Genomic DNA, 22,497 nt, shown 5'->3' with positions numbered 1-22,497 from the left:
GTTAGTCCTGCCCTTCGAATTGCTCGGCCTCGGCAGCGGCCTGCGCCGCCGCATCCTGGATCAACGGCACGGCCACCGGATGTTCGAGTCCCAGCACAAAAGCACGCCCATATCCCCAGACCTGCAACACCAGCCGCGCGCACAGGACCGAAAACGCCACTGGCGCCAGCAGCTTGGCAGGCCAAAGCGGAATGCCGATGTCAATTGAACTGTCACGGCTCCACAGCGGTGCGCCAAAATCGAAAGAGCGGTCGAAATGGGACCAGCTGCCCCAGACCAGTGCCAGCATAAGCACAAGGATCAAAACTACCGAGATCAGTTCGAACAGCCACAGCGCCCGCCCGTGCAGACGCGCGATCACGATATCCATACGAATATGACCGCCTTCGCGCTGCACGTATGAGATTCCAAGGAAGGCAATCAGCGGCATGGCCTGTTCGATCCAGTCCACATAACCGGGCAAAGGCGCGTTAATCGCGTTGCGGCCACTGACCGAAACCACTGCCAGCACCATCAAGCCAAAGACGGCAAGCCCACTGATCAATGCCAAAAACTGCTCTAACCTCAAGAGCTGACGATCCAGCCAACTGAGCCGACTGCCGTCCTCAAGCACCGTGGCTTGTCCTGCCATTCCGGTGATCCCCTGTTTTTTGATGAGTGTCCGGGTGCCCGGTCAGGCACCCGGAAAAGGAACTCAGTTTCCGCCGCGCTGTTGCTTCAGCGTAGCTTGAACCAGATCATAGAGGTCCTGCGCTGGCAGACCCTGTGCGGACATATCCGCAATCCACTGTTCACGGATCGGATCGGCTGCCTTAGCACGGAATTCTTCAAGAACGGCATCATCGATCTCAACTTTTTCAACGCCCTTCTCAGACAAAACGCTATCCCACTGCTCAAGCAGCCCGCCGTAGTTCGCAAGGTAATGATCAATCGCCTCGTCGATCGAACTGTTCAGCGCCTCCTTGTGCTCCGCAGGCAGCGCTTCATAGGCTTCGATATTCACCACCACCGGGCAGTTGACCGTGCCGGGGTTCAGGTTCGCGGTCCACCAGTCGGCTTCATTGATGGTGCCGAAAGACAGGTGAGCGTGTTGGGCAAAGGCAACCGTGTCGACCACACCCGATTCCATCGCGTTGAACGCTTCTGTTGCCGGGACAGAGGTTGGCACACCGCCCACAGCCTCGAACGCCTGCCCCAGGCCACCAGTGGCACGTACACGCATCCCGTCAAAATCCGCCAATTCGTCGCGCGGATCACCGGTGCCGACCAGGTTGTACTGCGGCATTGGTGAGGTCATGATTATGCGCGCGTTCCACTGCGCCATCTCATCCTTAACGGCCGGGTGATCGTAGACCGCGTGGCTGACAGCCACTTCTTCGTCAAGATTGTTCACGCCCAAAAACGGAAGCTCAAGCACGGTGATCGCTCGGTTCTTGTCGCGGTGATACCCGGCGCAGAATTGAGCCATTTCAAAAGCACCGATTTCAATGCCGTCCAGATTTTCCTTGGGCTTTGACAGGCCACCGTAGCTGACGTTGATGGTGAACTCGCCACCCGTCTTTTCGCCAACCAGTTCGGCCAACTTTTCGACATGTTCAGTAAAGGCGCGCCGCTTGCCCCAAACCGAGGCATTCCATTCGGTTGCAGCAGCCTCTGAGACGAATGCAACACCCAAGGCGGCGACGGCCGCGCCGCTCAACATCTTTTTCATCATGAATTCTCCCTTTGTTGCGCTTCTTCTCCAAGCGCTTGCGTTCAAAGCTAGCGCCAACATTGATGTGTGCCAACCCCGGACAAATTCACCAAGCACCAGAAGACAGCGCTGACAAACAATAGGTGCATCCAAGATTCAAAAATTGCGGTTGATCATCTGCATCCGCCAATCAAAAATTTCATGACACTTACTATTCTGGTTTTATTTGTTTTTTTGAAATTCATAGTGGCTTTATTTACTATTTTTTGCACACTAACAAAATTTCTTTACAAACAAATCTAAAGATATCGGTAATTTATTTAATTGTTTTCAGTTTCGCTTATTATTTGACGTGGGGAGGAAACGGGTCGACATCGCCCGTTCCGCGGGCAAGATTTGGCCCAGTGAAATAAAGTCCAGAGGGAGGAGCCTCAGAATGACAACCGCTGCTCAAGCAGATGCCAAGGTCTATCCGCCATCCGCAGAAACCGTTGCCCGCGCCCATGTCGATGCCGACGCATACACCCAGATGTACAACGCCTCGATTGAAAATCCTGTGGCGTTCTGGGATGAGCAAGGCAAGCGAGTAGATTGGATCAAGCCGTATACACAAGTCAAAGATGTCAGCTATGATTTCGGCTCGGTTGGGATCAACTGGTATGCGGACGGCACGCTGAACGTCGCAGCCAACTGCCTGGACCGCCATCTGAAAACACGCGGCGACCAGACCGCAATCATCTGGGAACCGGATGATCCGAACGACGACGCCCAGCACATCACCTATGCCGAGCTGCACCGCCGCACCTGCCGCATGGCCAATATTCTGGAATCGCTGGGCGTGCGCAAAGGTGACCGGGTGGTGATCTATCTGCCGATGATCCCCGAGGCCGCCTATGCGATGCTGGCCTGTGCGCGTATTGGCGCAATCCATTCCATCGTATTCGCGGGCTTTTCGCCCGACGCGCTGGCAGCGCGGATCAACGGCTGCGATGCCAAGGTGGTTATCACGGCGGATGAGGCCCCGCGCGGCGGTCGCAAGACCCCTCTTAAGTCCAATGCGGATGCCGCTCTGCTGCACTGTAAAGACACCGTGAAATGTCTGGTGGTCAAGCGCACCGGCGGCCAGACCACATGGGTTGACGGCCGCGATTTCGATTACAACGAAATGGCGCTTGAAGCGGATGACTATTGCGCGCCCGCCGAGATGAACGCCGAAGACCCTTTGTTCATCCTGTATACTTCCGGATCAACCGGTCAGCCCAAAGGCGTGGTGCATACCACTGGTGGCTATCTGGTCTACGCAGCCATGACGCATCAGATCACCTTCGATTACCACGATGGCGACATCTATTGGTGTACCGCAGACGTAGGCTGGGTCACCGGCCACAGCTATATCGTCTATGGCCCGCTGGCCAATGGTGCGACGACCCTGATGTTCGAAGGCGTGCCGACCTACCCCGACGCTGGCCGTTTTTGGGAAGTCTGCGCCAAGCACAAGGTAAACCAGTTCTATACCGCCCCCACGGCGATCCGCGCATTGATGGGTCAGGGTACCGAATGGGTCGAAAAGCACGATCTGAGCGATCTGAAAGTGCTGGGCACCGTGGGTGAACCGATCAACCCCGAAGCGTGGAACTGGTATAACGAGGTTGTCGGCCAGGGCAATTGCCCCATCGTCGACACATGGTGGCAGACCGAAACCGGCGGTCACCTGATGACCCCCCTGCCCGGCGCACATGCGATGAAGCCCGGCTCGGCGATGAAGCCGTTCTTTGGAATTCAGCCTGTCGTTCTTGACCCGCAATCGGGTGTCGAAATCACAGGAAACGGGGTCGAGGGTGTGCTGTGCATCAAAGACAGCTGGCCCGGACAGATGCGCACCGTCTGGGGCGATCACGAGCGGTTCGAGAAAACCTATTTTGCCGACTACAAAGGCTATTACTTCACGGGCGACGGTTGCCGCCGGGATGAGGATGGCGACTACTGGATCACTGGCCGCGTCGATGACGTGATCAACGTCTCGGGCCACCGTATGGGTACGGCCGAGGTAGAAAGCGCGCTGGTGGCGCACGCCGCCGTGGCCGAAGCTGCTGTTGTCGGTTATCCCCATGATATCAAAGGGCAAGGCATTTATTGCTATGTCACTCTGATGAACGATCGCGAGCCTTCGGATGAGCTTCTGAAAGAGCTGCGCACTTGGGTTCGCACAGAAATTGGCCCGATTGCCAGCCCCGATGTGATCCAATGGGCCCCCGGCCTGCCCAAGACCCGTTCCGGCAAAATCATGCGCCGTATCCTGCGCAAAATCGCCGAAAACGACTTTGGCTCGCTGGGTGATACTTCGACCTTGGCCGATCCGTCGGTGGTCGAAGATCTGATCGAAAACCGCGCAAGTAAGTGAGGATGTGATGGACGCTGCCACGACCACCACCCCCGCCGTTCTGATCCTTCTCGGCCCTCCGGGCGCCGGGAAGGGCACGCAGGCGCGGATGCTCGAAGACACGTTCGGGCTTATACAACTCAGCACCGGCGACCTGTTGCGCGCCGCCGTTGCCGCCGAGACCGAGGCCGGACTTGCTGCAAAGGCCGTTATGGAAGCTGGCGATCTGGTCAGCGACGAGATCGTCATCGCTATCTTGCGCGATCGGCTGGATGAACCGGACTGCGCCAAAGGCGTCATTCTGGACGGCTTCCCGCGTACGACCGTGCAGGCCGAGGCGCTGGACGGTTTGCTGTCGGAGAACGGCCAGAAAATCAGCGCCGCAATCAGCCTTGAGGTCGAGGACGCCGAAATGGTCACCCGCATCTCGGGCCGTTATACCTGCGCAGGCTGTGGTGAAGGGTTTCATGACACGTTCAAGGTCCCCGCGGTCGAGGGCAAATGCGACAAATGCGGCCATACCGAGTTCAAACGCCGCGCCGACGACAACGCCGAAACTGTTGCCTCGCGCCTTGCTGCCTATCACGCCCAAACCGCGCCGCTGATCACCTATTATGAAACCCACGGCGTTCTGCAACGCACCAACGCAATGGGCAAGATCGAAGACATCGCGAGCGACCTCAAGGATATCGTGGGTGGCGCGATGAGTTAAGGGGAGGAGAAAAGCCCCCCAAGGCTTTGATCCAACAAGAGAATACTTCAATGGACCCGCCTTGGCGGACCAGAGGAGTCTTGCCTGACATCATGCTGGTGCCAGGCACAATCGAGAAGCGGCCCAAGTCACTGGAGGAGTTGGGCACGGGCCGCCCAACGAGGAAGCGAAGGAGGAACCCGCAATGGCGGATCAATCAACAAACTCCGCGCAGGCTGCCGAGGCCGACAAGGGCTATTGGCAGGCCAACCTGCGTCTCATCTACATCAGCCTCGTGATCTGGGCGCTGGTGTCTTTTGGATTCGGCATTCTGCTGCGTCCGCTGCTGTCCGGTATCGCCGTTGGCGGCACCGATCTGGGCTTTTGGTTCGCTCAGCAGGGATCAATCCTGGTCTTTCTGGTGCTGATCTTCAACTACGCCTGGCGCATGAACAAGCTGGACGCCGAATACGGCGTGGATGAGGAGTAAACCCCATGGACCAGTTTACTATCAACCTGCTGTTTGTCGGCGCGTCCTTTGCGCTGTACATCGGTATCGCGATCTGGGCCCGGGCGGGTTCCACATCGGAATTCTACGCCGCCGGTCGCGGCGTTCACCCGGTCACCAACGGTATGGCAACAGCGGCCGACTGGATGTCGGCGGCTTCGTTCATCTCGATGGCGGGTCTGATTGCCTTTACCGGCTATGACAACTCGACCTTCCTGATGGGGTGGACCGGTGGCTACGTGCTGCTGGCACTGTTGCTTGCGCCTTACTTGCGTAAATTCGGCAAATACACCGTATCGGAATTCATCGGCGACCGCTTCTACAGCCAGACCGCACGTATCGTAGCGGTGATCTGTCTGATCGTGGCCTCTGTGACTTACGTAATCGGTCAGATGACCGGCGTTGGCGTGGCCTTTGGCCGCTTCCTCGAGGTGTCCAACACATCCGGTCTGCTGATCGGTGCCTGTGTCGTGTTTGCTTACGCGGTGTTCGGAGGGATGAAGGGTGTGACCTATACTCAGGTCGCTCAGTACTGCGTGCTGATCACAGCCTATACCATCCCGGCAATCTTTATCTCGCTGCAGCTGACCGGTACGCCGATTCCAGCGCTGGGTCTTTTCAGTGATACCGCCAGTGGTGAGCCTCTGCTGACCAAGCTGGACGCAATCGTGACCGAGCTGGGCTTTGCCGACTACACAGCGCACCATTCGAACACGTTGAACATGGTGTTGTTCACGTTGTCGCTGATGATCGGTACTGCTGGTCTGCCGCACGTGATCATGCGCTTCTTCACCGTGCCTCGCGTGGCTGACGCCCGTTGGTCGGCTGGCTGGACGCTGGTCTTCATCGCGCTGCTGTATCTGACCGCCCCTGCGGTTGGCGCAATGGCCCGCCTGAACATCACCGACATGATGTGGCCCAATGGTGGCATCGAAGGTGGTGCCGTTTCGGTCGAGGAAATCGACACGGATCCGCGTTATGACTGGATGCAGACATGGCAGAAAACCGGGCTGCTGGATTGGGAAGACAAGAACGGCGACGGTAAAATCCAGTACTACAACGATCAGAATGCAGACATGCAGGTGCTTGCCGAAGAAAAAGGCTGGGTGGGTAACGAGTTGACAAAGTTCAACCGCGACATCCTGGTTTTGGCCAACCCCGAGATCGCCAACCTGCCAGGTTGGGTGATCGGTCTGGTCGCGGCCGGTGGTCTTGCAGCTGCTCTGTCGACCGCTGCGGGTCTGTTGCTGGCGATCTCGTCGGCTGTGTCCCACGACCTTGTCAAAGGCGCGATCAACCCGCAGATCTCGGAAAAAGGAGAGCTTATGGCGGCGCGGATCGCAATGGCCGTGGCCATCGTTGTTGCAACCTATCTGGGTCTGAACCCACCGGGCTTTGCAGCGCAAACTGTGGCCTTGGCCTTCGGTCTGGCGGCAGCCTCGATCTTCCCGGCGCTGATGATGGGGATCTTCTCGACCCGCATCAACAACACCGGCGCGGTTGCTGGTATGCTGGCTGGTCTGACCGTGACCCTGGTCTACATCTTCCTGCATAAGGGCTGGCTGTTCATTCCGGGCACCAACTCTTTCACCGATGCTGATCCGCTGCTGGGTCCGATCAAGTCGACCTCGTTCGGTGCAATCGGTGCGATGATCAACTTCGGTGTCGCCTACGTGGTCGCTGGTATGACCAAAGAGACCCCGCAGGAGATCGTGGAATTGGTCGAAAGCGTTCGCATTCCCCGTGGCGCTGGCGCAGCTCAGAATAAATGAGCATGATGCGGCATATGGATAACACCCGTGTGCCGCGTCTTTCGACCTACTGTTCCCGCCCGGCATTCCACCGGGCGGGATTTTTCAAATGGAAGCCCAGGATTGTCTGATGCCCCTGTCCCATGACCAGATCACCCGGTTTCTGAAATCCGTACACCCCTATGACGCCTTGCCGCCTGACACGCTGGACGATCTGGCCAACCAGATCGAGGTGTGGGAGGTCGATGAAGGGTTTCCCGTGTATGAGCTGGGCAACACCCTACCCGGCATATTTGTGATCTATGAAGGACAGGTTGAGATCACGGATGAAAACGGCGCTGTCGTTTCGCATCTGGGACTGCGCAATTCCTTTGGGGAACGTGGTCTTCTGAAGGACGGCAAAGCTGCAACCCATGCACATACGCATACGCCGTCCGTTCTGATGGTTCTGCCCCCCAACGTGGTGCGCGGGCTGATCGACGGCCATGATGTTGTCGCCAACTTCTTCAACCGTACGCGGGGGGAACGTGCCGGTCCGCAAAGCTTGGCGACCAGCGCGATTGACGTTTTGATGGCCCACAACCCGGCCACCTGTCCTCCGGACATGCAAGTTCAAAAAGCCGCGCGGGTGATGCGCGATCGCCATATCTCGTCTCTGTGCGTGACCCAAGACGACACGCTGCTGGGCATCGCAACGCTGCGGGACGTAGCCGGAAAATATGTGGCGGACAACATGCCCGAAACAACGCCCGTTTCAGCGATCATGACACATGATCCCATCACTCTTTCACCCTCCGATATTGGATCGGACGTGTTGCATGTGATGATGGAGCGCGGGATCGGCCATATCCCGATCTGTGAAGGCGGCAAGCTGGTCGGTATCGTCACGCAGACCGATCTGACCCACTATCAGGCCGTAAACTCGGCCGAACTGGTTCGGCGGATCGCTCATGCCAACTCTGCGGGTGAAATGGCACTGGTCACGGCTGAAATTCCTCAACTTCTGGTGCAGCTGGTGGCCAGCGGTAACCGGCATGAGATCGTTACCCGTCTGATCACCGACATCGCCGATACTGTGACCCGCCGTCTGCTGGCGCTGGCAGAAAAGAAATTGGGCCCGCCGCCCGTGCCTTATTTGTGGCTAGCCTGTGGTTCGCAAGGGCGGCAAGAGCAGACCGGCGTATCGGATCAGGACAATTGCCTGGTGTTGGACGACAACATGTCTGACGGCGACATGGCCTATTTCAGCGAACTGGCAAAATATGTTTCGGACGGGTTGGACACTTGCGGGTATTTCTATTGCCCGGGCGACATGATGGCGACCAATCCCCGCTGGTGTCAGCCGGTGCGGGTATGGCGGGATTATTTCAACGGCTGGATCGCCAAACCGAACCCCGAGGCGCAAATGCTGGCCTCGGTCATGTTCGACCTGCGCCCCATCGGCGGCGCGTTCGAACTGTTCGAGGATCTGCAAGCCGACACGCTGGCTGCAGCCAACGCGAATTCGATCTTCGTGGCGCACATGATTTCCAATTCATTAAAGCACACGCCCCCGCTCGGCCTGTTGCGAGGTTTTGCCACCATCCGCTCGGGCGAACATCGCAACACGCTTGATCTGAAACATAACGGCGTTGTGCCGGTGGTTGATCTGGCCCGCATCTACAGCCTTCAGGGTCAGTTGCCCGAGGCCAACACCCGCGCCCGCTTGAAAGCCGCCGAAGCGGCCCAAGTTCTTAGCCCTTCGGGCGCGCGGGATATTCTGGACGCCTATGACTTGATCGCTGAGACACGGCTGGAACATCAGGTGAGGCTGGTCAAATCCGGCAAAAACCCCGACAACTATCTTCCACCATCGACTTTGTCTGACTTTGAGCGAAGTCATCTGCGAGACGCCTTTGTCGTCGTAAAAACAATGCAGTCGGCGGTGGGCCATGGCAAAGGTATGCTGAACTAGGCAGACCCAAACGGGCGCAAAAGCGTTAAACCAGGAGAAAAACATGTTTCTGGAACTGATCGGCACCATCTTTGCAGGGATCGCCTTTGCAGGAGTGGTGATGGGAGTGAACAAACTGACGGGTGGTCGCCTGCCCCGCTGGGCCGCTCCGGTCGCGGCTGGGTTGGGTATGATCGGCATGACCATCGCCAGCGAGTATTCCTGGTACGACCGGACCGCTGAAACGCTGCCGGAAGAAATGGAAATCGTGCAAGAGGTCGAAAGCCGGGCCTTCTATCGCCCGTGGACCTACGCCGTACCGTTCGTCAATCGCTTTGCCGCGATCGACACCGCCTCGGTCCGCACCAACGAGCAGGTGCCGGATCAACGCCTTGTGGACATGTATTTCTTTGGTCGCTGGTCCCCGATCTCGAAACTGCCGGTGGCCGTCGACTGCGCCACCAACAGCCGTGCCAGCCTGGCCGATGGAGCCGAGTTCGGTGACGACGGCCAATTGCTCAATGCCGACTGGCTGACCGTCAACGCCGAGGACCCCATCGTCGAGGCCACCTGCGGAGTGTAACATGCTGACCCGGCTTAGCCTGCGCGTCCGAATTTTTCTGTTCTTCTGCTTGATGGCAGTGGGCGCGCTGGCCGTTAGCTCTGTGGCACTTTGGGTAAGCTATCTGCGTGTCGCTGATCCTGCGTTAGCAAGTGCTTTTATCCTGGCTGAAATCCTTATGGGTTTCGGCTTCATCGCCTTGATCATTGCCGTCTGGCTGCTGTTTGACGACAACGTGGCAAAGCCCATCGAACGTCTATCGGCCCAGCTGCGCGCCCGCGCACATGCGGGCGTAAGCACGGATATGGACATGCAGGCCGCGCGTTATCTGGGCGACCTGGCCCCAGCGGCAGCCGGGTTGGCGGATCAGCTGTCAGGCAAGACCATGGATGTGGCTCAGGCCGTGGCTGCTGAGACTGCGCATCTGTCTGCTGAAAAACAAAGACTGACGGCCCTGCTGACCGAGATTCCGGTGGCGATGGTGCTGGCCAGCCCCACCCACAAAATCGTGCTGTACGATGGGCAGGCCGCCGGAGTGCTGGCCCAAATCGCCCATCCCCGCTTGAACGCCTCGCTTTACGAATACCTGCAACCCGTGCCACTGCAACAAGCCTACGAGAAACTGTCAAAAACCGGGCTTGAGGTCGATTGCACCCTGACCAGCATCGACGGCGCGCAAACCTATTCCGCCCGCATGAAGCCGCTGGGCGACGCGCCCGGCTATCTGCTGATATTCGACGAAAGTGCCGCTAATATCGCACCCGAGGCTGCGCGCCCACTGGTATACGACTTTGACTTGCTGAACAGCGCGGTCGCGGGCGAGTTCGAATCTCTCGCTCTTCGCGATCTGTGTTTTGTGGTGTTTGACACCGAAACCACGGGACTACTGCCGCACAAGGACGAAATCGTACAGATCGGCGCGGTCAGGGTTGTGAATGGACGCATCGTTCAGGGCGAGCGGTTTGATATGTTGGTTGATCCTGGCATGCCGATCCCGCCGGCTTCGACCAAAGTTCATCATATCAGCGACCACATGGTTCAGGGCGCACCGGATATTGCTGCGGCGGGGCGCACGTTCCACCAATTCGCGCGGGATGCGGTGATCGTGGCCCATAACGCGCCTTTCGACATGGCCTTTCTGCGGCGCCATGCAAAACGCATGGATGTCGACTGGGATCACCCCATCCTCGACACCGTTTTGCTATCTGCCGTTCTGTTCGGCGCCAGCGACAAGCACACCCTGGATGCGTTGTGTGACAGGTTAGAGATTGCCATTCCGCACGACCTGCGCCACACCGCCCTTGGCGACGCTGTCGCCACAGCGCAAGCACTGGTCAAGATGCTGCCTATGCTGCAAGCCCGTGGCATGACAACCTTTGGCGCAGTCATCGAGGCAACCCGTCAGCATGGCCGCCTGCTGGAAGACTTGAACTGAACGTCAAAATATTCGCTCAAGATTCAGCTTTTCATGGACAATTCCGGCAGACCGTGGCACCTGATGCGCGGCCACTGCACGAGCGGACAATGACTGAAAAGACCTTCACCCCAACTCCTGACCAAAGTACCGCTTTTCGCGAAGCGCTGGGGTGTTTCGGCACAGGTGTCACCGTCATCACGACGAACACCGAAAACGGACCGCGTGCGATAACCGTCAATTCGTTCTCATCGGTCTCGCTGGACCCACCGCTGGTGCTTTGGTGCCTGGCAAAAGACTCGTTCCGGTTTAATTCCTTTAATGCCTGCCAACACTATTCCATTCACGTGATGGCACAGGAACAGCAGGATCAGGCACTGCAGTTCGCGCGTGATGGGTTGGATTTCTCGCACGTGGAATGGGATACGGATCACAAAGGCAGACCGCAACTGAACGAGTGTCTGGCCCGGTTCGATTGCCAATTACATGCCAAGCACGAGGCCGGGGATCACCTGATCTTGGTTGGTGAGGTCGAACAGGTGATGTATCGCACAGGCAAAGGCCTGATTTTCAAACGCGGTCAGTTCGGCGGCTTCGCGGACCTGCTGTAACCTTCATTCATCAAGCGAGCCGTGAACGGCCAACGCCTCAAGCTGTGTTTCCTGTGGGGTGATAATACGGAACGCTTCGTGCACACCCGTGTCGGACAACTCGCGCGCGACTGTCAACAGCGTGTTCGGGGCGTGTTCTTCGCAAAGCTCACTCATATGGACGATTTCGGCCTTTGCCACACCCAAGGCCGCTTCGACTGAAGGCGCACCGTAGAATTGCACAAAATGCTCGGCCAGAGTTTGCACGATCTGGTCCAACTCGGCCTGTTCGATCTGGGTCACGGCGACAAATGTCACGCGCCCAAAGGTTTCGACGCCCAACCAACCGTTTGAAAACGCCTGCCGCGACTTACCTTCCAGATCGGCCTCACCCCAGTTCGAGAATTCAAACCCGCCTGATATGCACCATTCCCCCGTCCGCGCCGGGGAATGGAACACGTTCATGTCGCTTTCATCGAAATGGATCGCACGGGCCAGTTTCATCATCGGTTCTCCAACAGTTCGGTCAGCGGGCGTAAACGTGTTTCATCGCCGTCACGGATCAGCATGCCAAACCGCTCATCCGTTCCCAGAAACACGCCCGTCTCTCCATAGGGCTCTCCGACGCCGCGCAGCAGCCCCATCCATTCGCCGTGCAAAGGGGCGTTGCCGTCCTCTTGCCAGCGATTGAGCCAGGTCAGCATATGCCGCGACCAGCTTTCAACCAGTTGTGCTGCTGAGACATCGGCGCACCCTTCGTCATACAGTGCGGTGACATCCGGCGTTTTCCCCGGATCATCCCCGGTTTGCAGTAACGCCAGTTCCCAACTGACCACCAGCCAATCGGGTTCTTGCCCGGGATCGCGGCCTGAGGCGGCGGTGCGGAACATTCCACACTTCGCCCCGTTCACGCAAATCAGTCCATCCCAGCCCAAATGCACGGCAACCTCGGGCGGAGCCAGCGCGCCCAGCGCGTTCTGAAACCCCACGGCGCACAAAGGAAGCATCGCCATAGCGTCCTGCAAAGGCACCTCGGGCGCAAAGACGATGGCAACGCGCAAGCGGTCGGCCTGAATGTTGTAAACCACCGTCCCCGCGTCGCAGCCCAGCGCGGCCATGGCTTGGGCGCGGTCGAACGGGTCTTCCCCGCCCTGCACAGGATGGCCCGTCAGCAATGGCGGAAAGACCGGTTGGTTCATGCGTTTCCCTTAGCGATCATATCGCGGGCGACTTTGCGGAATGCCTCGGCCTGCGGGCTGTCGGGTTTGCTGACCACGATGGGCGCGCCCCCGTCCGCAGCGACCCGGATATCCAGATGCAGGGGGATTTCACCCAGCAGCGGAACACCCAGCGCTTCGGCCTCGGATTTCACACCGCCGTGTCCGAACACGTGTTCCTCATGCCCGCAGTTGGAGCAGATATGGGTCGACATGTTTTCGATCATGCCGACGATAGGAGTCTTGAGCTGGTTGAACATGTCGATCCCTTTGCGGGCATCGATCAAGGCCACGTCCTGCGGGGTAGATACAACAATGGCACCGTCCACCTTGAACTTTTGGCTCAGCGTCAGTTGCACGTCACCGGTGCCTGGCGGCAAGTCCACGATCAGCACGTCCAAAGCGCCCCACTGAACCTGGCTCATCATCTGTTGCAGCGCGCCCATCAGCATTGGGCCGCGCCAGACAACCGCTTGCCCTTCATTGGTCATCAGACCCATCGACATCATGGTGACGCCGTGATTGCGCAGCGGCAGGATCGTCTTTCCGTCAGGGCTGGCCGGACGGCCCGAGACACCCAGCATCCGGGGCTGCGACGGGCCATAAACATCAGCGTCCAATAGACCGACACGACGACCCTCGGCCGCCAGCGCACAGGCAAGGTTGGCCGAAACGGTGGATTTACCTACCCCGCCTTTACCCGAGGCAATGGCGATTATTCGATCCACTCCCGGTACGGCCTGCGGGCCGGTTTGCGACGGCTTGGGTTTCGGTTTCAGATCTGGCGGAGCCTTTTCCGAATGCGCGGTCAGCAGAGCAGACACATTGGCCACACCGTCTGCCAACTTTGCGGCCTGCTCGGCGGCGGCACGAACGGGCTCCATTCGCTCGGCCTGTTTCGGATCAATCTCAAGCACGAACCGAACGGTGTCACCTTCGACATTCAGCGCGCGCACCACTCCGGCGCTAACGATATCCTGCCCCGACACAGGGTCAGTGATCTTTTTCAGGTTTGCCAGAACCGCGTCACGAACACTCATGCCATTACCCCTTTAGTTCCACCCACGATGAGGTTGCGTTTCATTGCATGTGTCTCCGTCTCATTCAGTTCATTTGACGCAATCGGGACCAGACCGTTAGGTTGGGCCATGCGCGTTGTCCTTTTGTGCCTGAGCCTGACGCTCTCTGCCAGTCCCTCTTGGTCGCAGGAGGCCATTGGCCTTGCCGCCCCGACGGAAGTAACAGACTCTGGTCTGCTGCAACATATCCTTCCTCGCTTCTCTCTCAAGACCGGGATACGCGTTATTGCGGATGACGGGGGCATTTTGGTGCTGGAAACCTCCCCGCCGGGCGACCCGGTCTTTGCACGCGGCGGAGTGGTGTACCATCTACGGATCGAAGACAACGCCCGGCACGAACGGTTCCGCGACTGGCTGCTGTCCGATATCGGCAAGAATACGGTCGAAAGCTTTGTCCCTGACCAAGGGGCACCCTTCTCTGCGAGTTTCGAAGTAACGGCCGCGCAGGAGGAAACTGTGGTCGATGGTGACGCCGTGCGCGGCGCGGAACTGTCGATGATCCATTGCGGCCGGTGCCATGTGATTGGGCCGCAAAACCGGATGAACGGTCTGGGCTCAACCCCATCGTTCGCGGTGCTGCGATCGATGCCGGACTGGTCTGAACGGTTTGAGGCGTTCTTTGCCCTCAACCCCCATCCCGCCTTTACACAGATCGACGGGCTAACACCGCCGTTTGACCCAGAACGCCCCTCGCCCATTTACCCGGTCGAGATGACGCTGGAAGAGCTGGAGGCCATTCTGGCGTTTGTCTCAGCCATCCAGGCTGCTGATTTAGGCGCGCCGCTACAGCTTCAATGATCCTTTCGCTTTGAGAAATAATCCTCGGTCGTGACAACCTTGGGTCTTGGATTGGACTGGAACGGATTGTCTGATTGCTGAAACTGCGCGTTCACTCGGCAATTGTCACACATCTGGATCATCCGGGCCTTGTCCGAGGTGGCAAACATCGGATGCGTGCCAGACAGCTTTTCCATGATCCGTTCGACCGTAGATTTCACACCGAACAACGCACCGCATTCAACGCAGGCAAAGGGTTCTTCCTCATTCAGCACCTGCTGAGACAAGGCTGCGTCGCTCAGGTCCAGTTGCGGGACAAGGGTAATCGCATCCTCGGGGCAAACGCCCTTGCACAAGCCACATTGCAAACAGGCGTCCTGCTGAAAGTTCAGCTGCGGTTTGTCCGGGTTGTCAGCCAACGCACCTGACGGGCACAGCGACACGCAGCTGAGGCACAATGTACAGGCGTCCGTATTCACCGCCACCGCCCCGTACGGAGCATTTTCGGGTAATGATAAAGGTGTATCCGCCTGCGGATTCAACGCCTGTGCGGACAAGCGCGCGATTTGTCTGCGGTTGCCCAGCGGCAGCACCGGATCGGACAGCGGTGACGGAACATCCTGCGCATATAGCAGGTCTGCCATCGCATCGGGGTCGGCCTGATCAATCAAGGACAATCCATCCGGTCCTGCAATTGCCTGCGCCAGAACCAATTCACGATCCAGCGCGTCGCGTTCGGTGGTTGGGGCCAGAAGGATATCGACACGTGCGAACCCATGCGCCAATGCGGCCAGCATTTCGGCGTGGCCGAACCCCGAAATCACGTTTAACTCAAGCGGGATGACATCTGCGGGCAAGCCGCGCCCGAACCGGGCGGCCAGCCGGATCATCTCAGCACCGTGGGCATCGTGGACCAACAAACGGGGCGACGCCCCCCCTGCCCGCCGATAGGTCCGCGCCAGAATGTGCATGCGTGACAACAGGGCAGAAACTGGCGGGTCCTCGTATGTGATTGCGGTCGATGGGCACACCGCCGCACATTCCCCGCATCCGGCGCAGACCATTGGGTCAATGGACACATGTTCCTTCGCCGGTACGATCGCGCCCGTCGGACAGATATCCAGACAGTTAGTACAGGCGACCTGCTCGGCGCGGGAATGGGCACACAGCGTTTCTTCGAGCCGCACGTAAAGCGGCTTTTCAAACGTGCCAACCAGTTGCACTGCCTCATAGGCCAACCGTTCCACAGCAAGCGGGTCTTTGGGATCGGCGCGCAAATAGCCTTCGCGTTTGGCCGGGGCCTGAACGAAGGCAGTGCCGCCGGACAGGTCTATTATAATATCGCAGGCCGAGTGCGCCCCATCGCGGGCCTCAGTCCAGGTAAACGCCCCACGACCGCCCGGTTTCAGCTGTTGCAAGGCGTCCAGCCGCAATGTGAACCCGCCCAGTGCGCCGTTCAGCGACCGAAGCTGGCCGCGCACCACGTCAAATGACCGCGAAACCGGCGACGCGTCATCGGTCACCAGCACCGTCACCGCCAAAGTGTCCGACAGCCGGGCCGCCAGATCAAAACTCACCTCACTTGCCCCGACAATGAAACAGGTGCCTTCGCTAAAGACGTCAACGCTGGGCGTGATGGGCTGAGGCAGCAGCGCCTCAGCGGCCAAAGCGGCCATCTTGGGGGTCGCTTCGCTGTTCTGCTCTGACCAACCGGCGCGGTCACGCAAGTCGACAAACCCCGGCATGTTGATATTCAATTCGTCTGCAAGGTCCCGGAACACATCTTGCTCCTGCCCGCAGGCAATCACCGTATCCCCGTCCTGCATCAGGGATGCAGCAGTCTCCAACTCAACCGTACACAGGGCCGTATGAACCTTTGAGCAGGCGATCCCACAAGCGGATGCGATTTTCTCGGCCTCCAGTTCCTGCGTTCCGGCGCAATCGCATAGTATTAGTTTTGTGCCCATGGCATCCCCTCCCCATCTTGGTTTCAGCTTAGGGTGTCTTGGAAAAGTGGCAATGCCCCATGGCTAATCTTTCGGCATGGCCGGGTCTTCAATGCCTCTCGGGTTCGTAAACAATCGGTGATCAGATAATTAACCCAGCAATTCAGACTTGGCACATGGTTGCTTTGTGTACCATAGTAGACCCAGGGGAAGGCAGGGGAGAGCCTTCCGGGGAGGACTAAGTGGCCAAGGCCGCAAGCCAGATTGAAATGCCAATCGGCGTCGTCGTGCGCAAAACACCCGGTGTTACCCGCTGGGCGAAATGGAACTGGCGCGCCGTTGCTGTGCTGCCCGGTGCCGGGCCAGCGGATTGGCTTGAGATGCGCCGCGAGGGTGAAGCCGTGGAGTACCACGCCGCCACCCTTCCCTTGACGCTTTGGGCTGATGAAACTGAGGCCTACATGGTCAACCTGTCCGACGGACAACCTTCGATCTACCTTGTTCTTCGCGATGCGCTGGATGGCGAACGCCCGATGGATGCGGTGCTGGTCACGGCGTCCCCGTTCGAAGGGCAGGATTATGCAGATACCGGTGAAGAGATCGTCGAAAAAATCCCGATGACTGAAGGGCTGATTGCCTGGGTTCGGGATTTCGCGCTGGAACACCACCGTGATGAGGTTTTCGTTAAACGCCGCCGCGACAAGAAACGGACGGACCTTGTAGAGGACGGCAAGGGGGATGCGCGTATCCGGCAGACCTCGGACGTTTACCGCGCACCGCGGAGGCTGTTGCAATGACCCAAGCTCGCGATTTCTGGTCCCGCCGCAAAGCTGCCGTTCAGGCCGAAGCCGAGGCCGAGGTCATCGCAAGTGAAGAACAGGTCATCGCCACGCAACACGCCGAGTTGGAAGAAAAGAGCGACGCCGAGATTTTGGCACAGTTCAACTTGCCCGACCCCGATCAGTTGCAGGCCGGGGATGATGTCTCGGGGTTTATGGCAAAGGCCGTCCCTGACCGGTTGCGCCGCCGTGCCTTGCGGCGGCTGTGGCGGCTGAACCCGGTATTGGCCAATGTGGACGGGCTTGTCGACTATGGTGAGGACTATACCGACGCGGCCTGTGTGATCGAGAACATCCAGACCGCCTATCAAGTTGGCAAAGGAATGCTGAGCCACATCGAAGCATTGGCTGCAGAGGCCGAAGAGGATGCCCCTGAAATCGAACCCTTGGTGGATGAAGGTGAAACCCTGGCAGCCGAAGAGGAACCGGAAGTGGTTCCAACCCCAGCCCCTGCCCAGGTGGCCGTGGCATTTACCGATGAGGTGGACGAGACAGCGCCGCAGGTTGCCCCGCGCCGCATGAAATTTGAATTCGAAGGATGACGAAATGACCGCAGGCAATGCGCAAAATCTGGAAGTCTCGGCCGAAGATCGCCTGCGCGCGGATTTCTACAATTTTCTGGGTCTGCTTCTGTCAGGCCCACCAGATCAAATGCTGCTAGATCAGGTCGCGGGTCTGACCGGGGATGGCACAGACCTGGGTCAAGCCATTCAAGCCATGGCGCGGGTGGCCAAAGTCACCAAACCCGCCGCCGCGGAACGGGAATTCAATGCGCTGTTCATCGGACTGGGTCGGGGTGAGCTGCTGCCTTATGGCAGCTATTACCTGACCGGTTTTTTGAACGAGAAACCTCTGGCGCAGTTGCGCAATGACATGGCCGTCCGCGGAATCACCCGAGCGCAGAACGTATTCGAGCCCGAAGACAACATAGCCTCGCTGATGGAAATGATGGCAGGCATGATCGTTGGCCGTTTTGGCGCACCCGCCACGGTCGAGGATCAAAAGGTGTTCTGGAACAAACATATCGGCCCCTGGGCCACACATTTCTATTCTGATTTGGAAGCAGCCGAAGCGTCGGTTCTCTATGCCTCGGTCGGCACAGCCGGTCGGGTGTTTATGGAAATCGAACGCGAGGCCTTCCGAATGACGGCGGTGTGAACCACCGCAACTCGCCAGCGCCCGAATTGGCGCTAGATCGCAAATGGGAAAGGAGAAGCCCATGAGCAAGACCAAGGAAGAAGGCGCCTCGCGCCGCGACTTCCTCAAACTGGCCGGAACCGCAGCGCCCGCTGCTGTTGCCGCAGCCACACTAAGCGGAAAAGCCGAAGCAGCCGAGCTGCCCACGGACGAAACCCGCATGCAGGATACAGCGCACACCCGCGCTTACCTGGACAGCGCGCGATTCTAAGCCGCCTCGACTGCGCCCGGTTTACCGACCGGACGATGTCACCAACCGACTGACGGTTGCGATTGGCCCTGACGTCGGCATCAGCAGTACCAAGCCAGCCGTGGCTTACACGGCGCGCAAGGGAGGAAAACAATGCTAAGGAAAAAGACCAACGGGGTTGCGAGACGCCCCCAGCGGACAAGTATCCTGTCCCAGGTCGGCGAGAAAACCGTCGATCGCCGCGCATTCCTGCGTGGATCGGGCCTGACGATCGGCGGCCTTGCCGCGATCAGCGCCACGGGTGGAACCGTGACGCCAGCCAGCGCCCAGACAGCGGCCAATCAGGCCGTTGAAAACATCAAATCCGTATGCACCCATTGTTCGGTCGGCTGTACAGTCGTCGCCGAAGTGCAGGACGGCGTCTGGATCGGGCAGGAACCCGGTTGGGACAGTCCGTTCAACCTGGGTGCGCACTGCGCCAAGGGGGCCTCGGTTCGCGAGCACGCCCATGGCGAGCGCCGCCTGAAATACCCGATGAAAAAGGAAGGTGGCGAGTGGAAACGCATCAGCTGGGAAGAAGCGATCAACGAGATCGGCGACGGCATGATGAGCATCCGCGAAGAGTCGGGGCCAGACAGTGTTTATTGGCTGGGTTCCGCGAAGCACAATAACGAACAGGCCTATCTGTTCCGCAAGTTCGCCGCCTACTGGGGCACGAACAACGTGGACCATCAGGCGCGTATCTGCCACTCGACCACTGTTGCGGGTGTTGCGAATACATGGGGCTACGGCGCCATGACCAATTCGTATAACGACATGCACAACAGTAAGGCGATCTTCATAATCGGCGGTAACCCGGCTGAAGCGCACCCTGTCTCGCTGCTGCATATATTGCGCGCGAAAGAGCAGAACAACGCACCGCTGATTGTCTGCGACCCGCGTTTTACGCGCACCGCGGCCCATGCAGATGAATATGTCCGCTTCCGCCCCGGCACAGACGTTGCGCTAATCTGGGGCATCCTGTGGCACATCTTCGACAACGGCTGGGAGGACAAAGAGTTCATCCGCACCCGTGTCTGGGGTATGGACCAGATCCAGGAAGAGGTTGCCAAGTGGAACCCAGAAGAGGTCGAGCGCGTCACCGGCACGCCCGGTTCGCAGCTGAAGCGCGTTGCCCGCACCATGGCCAACAACCGGCCCGGCACAGTCGTCTGGTGTATGGGTGGGACTCAGCACACCAACGGCAACAACAACACCCGCGCCTACTGCGTGCTGCAGCTTGCGCTTGGCAACATGGGCACCTCGGGTGGTGGCACCAACATCTTCCGCGGTCACGACAATGTGCAGGGCGCGACGGACCTTGGTGTTCTGTCTCACACCCTGCCCGGCTATTACGGCCTGTCAGCAGGGGCGTGGGGTCATTGGGCACGTGTCTGGGGTGAAGAACCCGAATGGCTGGCTGGTCAGTTCGCCACGATCAAGGACAAGGAAGGCAAGGATAAACCGCTTCAGAACGAGCGCGGTATCCCTGTCTCTCGCTGGATCGACGGTGTTCTGGAAGACCCAGCAAACATGGATCAGGACAACAACGTTCGCGCCATGGTTCTGTGGGGTCACGCGCCGAACTCGCAAACGCGTGGGCCGGAAATGAAGACGGCGATGGAGAAGCTGGACATGCTGGTCGTGATTGACCCGTACCCCACCGTCTCGGCCGTTCTGCATGACCGCACCGATGGCGTTTACCTGTTGCCTGCCTGTACGCAGTTCGAAACCCGTGGCTCGGTCACGGCCTCAAACCGCTCGCTGCAGTGGCGCGACAAGGTGGTTGATCCGCTGTTCGAAAGCTTGCCGGATGAGGTCATTATGGCCAAGTTTGCCAACAAGTTCGGCTGGGCGGACCGGTTCTTCCGCAATATCGAAATGGAAGACGCCGAAACCCCGAATGTTGAAAGCATCACGCGTGAGTTCAACTCGGGCCTCTGGACCATCGGCTATACCGGTCAGTCGCCGGAACGTCTGAAAAGCCATATGGCCAACCAGCACACGTTCGACAGAACGACGTTGCAGGCTGTTGGTGGACCAAACGACGGCGAATACTACGGTCTGCCATGGCCCTGCTGGGGCACGGCCGAGATGGGTCATACGGGGACTCCAAACCTTTATGACATGTCCAAACCGGTGGCCGAGGGTGGCCTGACCTTCCGCGCCCGTTTCGGGGTGGAACGCGATGGCGACAACCTGCTGGCCGAAGGGGTCTATAGCGTAGGGTCGGAAATTCAGGATGGATATCCCGAATTCACGATGCAGATGCTGATGGATCTTGGTTGGGATGGCGATCTGACGGATGAGGAACGCGCAGCAATCGACGCTGTTGCGGGTCCGAAGACCAACTGGAAAACCGACCTGTCCGGCGGCATCCAACGGGTCGCGATCGAGCATGGCTGTGCGCCCTTCGGGAACGCTAAAGCCCGTGCGGTCGTCTGGACCTTCCCGGATCCGATCCCACTGCATCGCGAGCCGCTATATACCAACCGGCGCGATCTGGTGGAGGATTATCCGACCTACGAAGACCGTCAGGCCTATCGCCTGCCTACCCTTTACGCTTCGATCCAGAAGAACGACTTTTCAAAGGATTACCCGCTAATCCTGACGTCTGGTCGTCTGGTCGAATATGAGGGTGGCGGCGAGGAAAGCCGATCGAACCCGTGGCTGGCCGAACTGCAACAGGACATGTTCGTCGAGATCAACCCGCGCGATGCCAACAACCTTGGTATTCGTGATGGGTCTCAGGTCTGGGTCGAAGGTCCCGAGGGCGGCAAAGTCAAAGTGATGGCGATGCTGACCAACAGAGTCGGTGCCGGCGTGGCCTTCATGCCATTCCATTTCGGCGGCCATTTCCAGGGACAGGACTTGCGGGACAAATACCCCGCTGGCGCTGATCCCTACGTGCTGGGTGAAAGCTCCAACACCGCCCAGACCTATGGCTACGATTCAGTGACCCAGATGCAGGAGACGAAATGTACTCTCTGCAAAATCTCGGCAGCGTAAGGAGGACGATTTATGGCTAGAGCAAAGTTTCTCTGCGACGCTGAACGCTGCATCGAGTGCAACGCCTGCGTCACCGCGTGCAAGAACGAGCACGAGGTCCCATGGGGCATCAACCGCCGCAGGGTGGTGACGATCAATGACGGCAACCCGGGCGAACGCTCAATCTCGGTGGCCTGCATGCATTGCTCGGATGCGCCTTGCATGGCGGTGTGCCCGGTCGACTGCTTCTATCAGAACGAAGAAGGCGTCGTCCTGCACTCCAAGGACCTGTGCATCGGTTGCGGCTATTGCTTCTATGCGTGCCCCTTCGGCGCGCCGCAGTATCCGCAGGCCGGAAACTTCGGATCACGCGGCAAGATGGACAAATGTACCTTCTGCGCCGGTGGTCCCGAGGAAACGCACTCGACCGCAGAGTTCGCCAAATACGGTCGCAATCGGATCGCCGAGGGCAAACTGCCCATCTGCGCCGAGATGTGTTCCACCAAGGCCCTGCTCGCCGGTGATGGCGACGTGGTTTCGGCCATCTACCGCGAACGCGTCGTGGCGCGCGGGTTTGGCTCGGGCGCCTGGGGTTGGGGCACGGCCTACGACCAGAAAGACGGTTAGTCCCGTTTTGAAATTGGCGGTCTCGTAGTGTCAGCTACGGGACCGTCCCAGCCCGGCCAAACCACTTGGCCGGGCA

General features: G+C 58.8%; 21 protein-coding genes. 15 read left to right on the top strand and 6 right to left on the bottom strand.

Translation table 11 applies throughout. From position 1 onward, the window contains the following. Position 1: 1 nt before the first annotated feature. Both ACR3EP_RS03560 and ACR3EP_RS03555 read right to left on the bottom strand, forming a co-directional pair. A complete protein-coding gene (locus tag ACR3EP_RS03560) occupies positions 2-631 on the bottom strand; it encodes a TRAP transporter small permease (protein WP_170358049.1) in 630 nt (209 codons plus the stop codon). Between the two features lie 63 nt (positions 632-694). Then, positions 695-1,711 carry a C4-dicarboxylate TRAP transporter substrate-binding protein gene (locus ACR3EP_RS03555; protein ID WP_170349382.1) on the bottom strand — a complete coding sequence of 339 codons (1,017 nt, stop codon included), beginning with the start codon at positions 1,709-1,711 and terminating at the stop codon, positions 695-697. Positions 1,712-2,129: 418 nt separating this feature from the next. Between ACR3EP_RS03555 and acs the strand changes: the two genes are divergently transcribed. From acs to ACR3EP_RS03515, 8 genes are all read left to right on the top strand, one after another. Further along, entirely contained in the window at positions 2,130-4,094 is a 1,965-nt protein-coding gene (gene acs / locus ACR3EP_RS03550; RefSeq protein WP_170348426.1) for an acetate--CoA ligase, read from the top strand. Between the two features lie 7 nt (positions 4,095-4,101). Further along, entirely contained in the window at positions 4,102-4,785 is a 684-nt protein-coding gene (locus tag ACR3EP_RS03545; RefSeq protein ID WP_170348425.1) for an adenylate kinase, read from the top strand. A 184-nt stretch (positions 4,786-4,969) separates the two neighbouring features. Next, positions 4,970-5,254 carry a DUF4212 domain-containing protein gene (locus ACR3EP_RS03540; protein ID WP_170348424.1) on the top strand — a complete coding sequence of 95 codons (285 nt, stop codon included), beginning with the start codon at positions 4,970-4,972 and terminating at the stop codon, positions 5,252-5,254. 5 nt (positions 5,255-5,259) lie between these two features. Beyond that, positions 5,260-7,044, top strand: a complete 1,785-nt coding sequence (locus ACR3EP_RS03535; protein WP_170358045.1) for a sodium:solute symporter family protein — start codon at positions 5,260-5,262, stop codon at positions 7,042-7,044. 109 nt (positions 7,045-7,153) lie between these two features. Then, a complete protein-coding gene (locus ACR3EP_RS03530; protein ID WP_480636357.1) occupies positions 7,154-8,977 on the top strand; it encodes a DUF294 nucleotidyltransferase-like domain-containing protein in 1,824 nt (607 codons plus the stop codon). 43 nt (positions 8,978-9,020) lie between these two features. Next, positions 9,021-9,539: a hypothetical protein gene (locus ACR3EP_RS03525; RefSeq protein WP_480636356.1), complete on the top strand. Its 519-nt coding sequence runs from the start codon at positions 9,021-9,023 to the stop codon at positions 9,537-9,539. Between the two features lies 1 nt (position 9,540). Beyond that, on the top strand, positions 9,541-10,953 hold the full coding sequence (locus tag ACR3EP_RS03520; RefSeq protein WP_170374926.1) for a 3'-5' exonuclease: 1,413 nt from the start codon (positions 9,541-9,543) through the stop codon (positions 10,951-10,953). An 89-nt stretch (positions 10,954-11,042) separates the two neighbouring features. Beyond that, positions 11,043-11,543, top strand: a complete 501-nt coding sequence (locus ACR3EP_RS03515; protein ID WP_170348419.1) for a flavin reductase family protein — start codon at positions 11,043-11,045, stop codon at positions 11,541-11,543. 3 nt (positions 11,544-11,546) lie between these two features. On the opposite strand, the gene ACR3EP_RS03510 is transcribed toward ACR3EP_RS03515, so the two are convergent. Genes ACR3EP_RS03510 through ACR3EP_RS03500 form a run of 3 tightly spaced genes read right to left on the bottom strand, consistent with a single transcriptional unit; the run spans position 11,547 to position 13,779 of the window. After that, on the bottom strand, positions 11,547-12,026 hold the full coding sequence (locus ACR3EP_RS03510) for a DUF6505 family protein (RefSeq protein ID WP_170349381.1): 480 nt from the start codon (positions 12,024-12,026) through the stop codon (positions 11,547-11,549). Beyond that, positions 12,026-12,721 carry a biotin/lipoate--protein ligase family protein gene (locus ACR3EP_RS03505; RefSeq protein WP_170393695.1) on the bottom strand — a complete coding sequence of 232 codons (696 nt, stop codon included), beginning with the start codon at positions 12,719-12,721 and terminating at the stop codon, positions 12,026-12,028. Before ACR3EP_RS03505 ends, ACR3EP_RS03510 begins: the two co-directional genes overlap by 1 nt. Beyond that, complete coding sequence (locus ACR3EP_RS03500) at positions 12,718-13,779, bottom strand: Mrp/NBP35 family ATP-binding protein (protein WP_170393693.1); 1,062 nt, start codon at positions 13,777-13,779, stop codon at positions 12,718-12,720. Before ACR3EP_RS03500 ends, ACR3EP_RS03505 begins: the two co-directional genes overlap by 4 nt. Positions 13,780-13,887: 108 nt before the next feature. Here ACR3EP_RS03500 and ACR3EP_RS03495 point away from each other — a divergent pair, with 108 nt between their 5' ends. Continuing rightward, the gene (locus tag ACR3EP_RS03495) at positions 13,888-14,616 is read left to right on the top strand and encodes a c-type cytochrome (RefSeq protein ID WP_480636353.1); all 729 of its coding nucleotides are present in this window, start codon (positions 13,888-13,890) and stop codon (positions 14,614-14,616) included. Here ACR3EP_RS03495 and ACR3EP_RS03490 read toward each other — a convergent pair. Continuing rightward, complete coding sequence (locus ACR3EP_RS03490) at positions 14,610-16,562, bottom strand: 4Fe-4S binding protein (RefSeq protein ID WP_480636351.1); 1,953 nt, start codon at positions 16,560-16,562, stop codon at positions 14,610-14,612. The genes ACR3EP_RS03495 and ACR3EP_RS03490 overlap by 7 nt on opposite strands. A 221-nt stretch (positions 16,563-16,783) precedes the next feature. Here ACR3EP_RS03490 and ACR3EP_RS03485 point away from each other — a divergent pair, with 221 nt between their 5' ends. The 6 genes from ACR3EP_RS03485 (at position 16,784) to fdh3B (ending at position 22,421) form a co-directional block, all read left to right on the top strand. After that, positions 16,784-17,338: a DUF3305 domain-containing protein gene (locus tag ACR3EP_RS03485; RefSeq protein WP_170348414.1), complete on the top strand. Its 555-nt coding sequence runs from the start codon at positions 16,784-16,786 to the stop codon at positions 17,336-17,338. Beyond that, positions 17,335-17,922, top strand: a complete 588-nt coding sequence (locus ACR3EP_RS03480) for a DUF3306 domain-containing protein (protein WP_170348413.1) — start codon at positions 17,335-17,337, stop codon at positions 17,920-17,922. Before ACR3EP_RS03485 ends, ACR3EP_RS03480 begins: the two co-directional genes overlap by 4 nt. 4 nt (positions 17,923-17,926) lie before the next feature. After that, entirely contained in the window at positions 17,927-18,538 is a 612-nt protein-coding gene (locus ACR3EP_RS03475; protein WP_480636349.1) for a TorD/DmsD family molecular chaperone, read from the top strand. Between the two features lie 61 nt (positions 18,539-18,599). After that, positions 18,600-18,788, top strand: coding sequence for a twin-arginine translocation signal domain-containing protein (locus ACR3EP_RS03470; RefSeq protein ID WP_170348411.1), 189 nt, complete (start codon positions 18,600-18,602; stop codon positions 18,786-18,788). Between the two features lie 132 nt (positions 18,789-18,920). Continuing rightward, positions 18,921-21,815 (top strand): formate dehydrogenase subunit alpha, encoded by a 2,895-nt coding sequence (locus ACR3EP_RS03465; protein WP_170348410.1) that lies wholly within the window; start codon positions 18,921-18,923, stop codon positions 21,813-21,815. Between the two features lie 12 nt (positions 21,816-21,827). Continuing rightward, entirely contained in the window at positions 21,828-22,421 is a 594-nt protein-coding gene (gene fdh3B / locus ACR3EP_RS03460) for a formate dehydrogenase FDH3 subunit beta (protein WP_037307340.1), read from the top strand. The last annotated feature ends 76 nt before the right edge of the window (positions 22,422-22,497 follow it).

This window comes from Ruegeria sp. BB10 (assembly GCF_056535725.1).
The sequence above is the reverse complement of the archived record's forward strand: the minus strand, read 5'-3'. Positions and strand labels throughout refer to the sequence as shown.

What these genes read in the sequence shown, in the direction of transcription:
- ACR3EP_RS03560 (WP_170358049.1), bottom strand. Translation starts at nt 631, where the DNA reads ATGGCAGGACAAGCCACGGTGCTTGAGGACGGCAGTCGGCTCAGTTGG.
- ACR3EP_RS03555 (WP_170349382.1), bottom strand. Translation starts at nt 1,711, where the DNA reads ATGAAAAAGATGTTGAGCGGCGCGGCCGTCGCCGCCTTGGGTGTTGCA.
- acs (WP_170348426.1), top strand. Translation starts at nt 2,130, where the DNA reads ATGACAACCGCTGCTCAAGCAGATGCCAAGGTCTATCCGCCATCCGCA.
- ACR3EP_RS03545 (WP_170348425.1), top strand. Translation starts at nt 4,102, where the DNA reads ATGGACGCTGCCACGACCACCACCCCCGCCGTTCTGATCCTTCTCGGC.
- ACR3EP_RS03540 (WP_170348424.1), top strand. Translation starts at nt 4,970, where the DNA reads ATGGCGGATCAATCAACAAACTCCGCGCAGGCTGCCGAGGCCGACAAG.
- ACR3EP_RS03535 (WP_170358045.1), top strand. Translation starts at nt 5,260, where the DNA reads ATGGACCAGTTTACTATCAACCTGCTGTTTGTCGGCGCGTCCTTTGCG.
- ACR3EP_RS03530 (WP_480636357.1), top strand. Translation starts at nt 7,154, where the DNA reads ATGCCCCTGTCCCATGACCAGATCACCCGGTTTCTGAAATCCGTACAC.
- ACR3EP_RS03525 (WP_480636356.1), top strand. Translation starts at nt 9,021, where the DNA reads ATGTTTCTGGAACTGATCGGCACCATCTTTGCAGGGATCGCCTTTGCA.
- ACR3EP_RS03520 (WP_170374926.1), top strand. Translation starts at nt 9,541, where the DNA reads ATGCTGACCCGGCTTAGCCTGCGCGTCCGAATTTTTCTGTTCTTCTGC.
- ACR3EP_RS03515 (WP_170348419.1), top strand. Translation starts at nt 11,043, where the DNA reads ATGACTGAAAAGACCTTCACCCCAACTCCTGACCAAAGTACCGCTTTT.
- ACR3EP_RS03510 (WP_170349381.1), bottom strand. Translation starts at nt 12,026, where the DNA reads ATGAAACTGGCCCGTGCGATCCATTTCGATGAAAGCGACATGAACGTG.
- ACR3EP_RS03505 (WP_170393695.1), bottom strand. Translation starts at nt 12,721, where the DNA reads ATGAACCAACCGGTCTTTCCGCCATTGCTGACGGGCCATCCTGTGCAG.
- ACR3EP_RS03500 (WP_170393693.1), bottom strand. Translation starts at nt 13,779, where the DNA reads ATGAGTGTTCGTGACGCGGTTCTGGCAAACCTGAAAAAGATCACTGAC.
- ACR3EP_RS03495 (WP_480636353.1), top strand. Translation starts at nt 13,888, where the DNA reads ATGCGCGTTGTCCTTTTGTGCCTGAGCCTGACGCTCTCTGCCAGTCCC.
- ACR3EP_RS03490 (WP_480636351.1), bottom strand. Translation starts at nt 16,562, where the DNA reads ATGGGCACAAAACTAATACTATGCGATTGCGCCGGAACGCAGGAACTG.
- ACR3EP_RS03480 (WP_170348413.1), top strand. Translation starts at nt 17,335, where the DNA reads ATGACCCAAGCTCGCGATTTCTGGTCCCGCCGCAAAGCTGCCGTTCAG.
- ACR3EP_RS03475 (WP_480636349.1), top strand. Translation starts at nt 17,927, where the DNA reads ATGACCGCAGGCAATGCGCAAAATCTGGAAGTCTCGGCCGAAGATCGC.
- ACR3EP_RS03470 (WP_170348411.1), top strand. Translation starts at nt 18,600, where the DNA reads ATGAGCAAGACCAAGGAAGAAGGCGCCTCGCGCCGCGACTTCCTCAAA.
- ACR3EP_RS03465 (WP_170348410.1), top strand. Translation starts at nt 18,921, where the DNA reads ATGCTAAGGAAAAAGACCAACGGGGTTGCGAGACGCCCCCAGCGGACA.
- fdh3B (WP_037307340.1), top strand. Translation starts at nt 21,828, where the DNA reads ATGGCTAGAGCAAAGTTTCTCTGCGACGCTGAACGCTGCATCGAGTGC.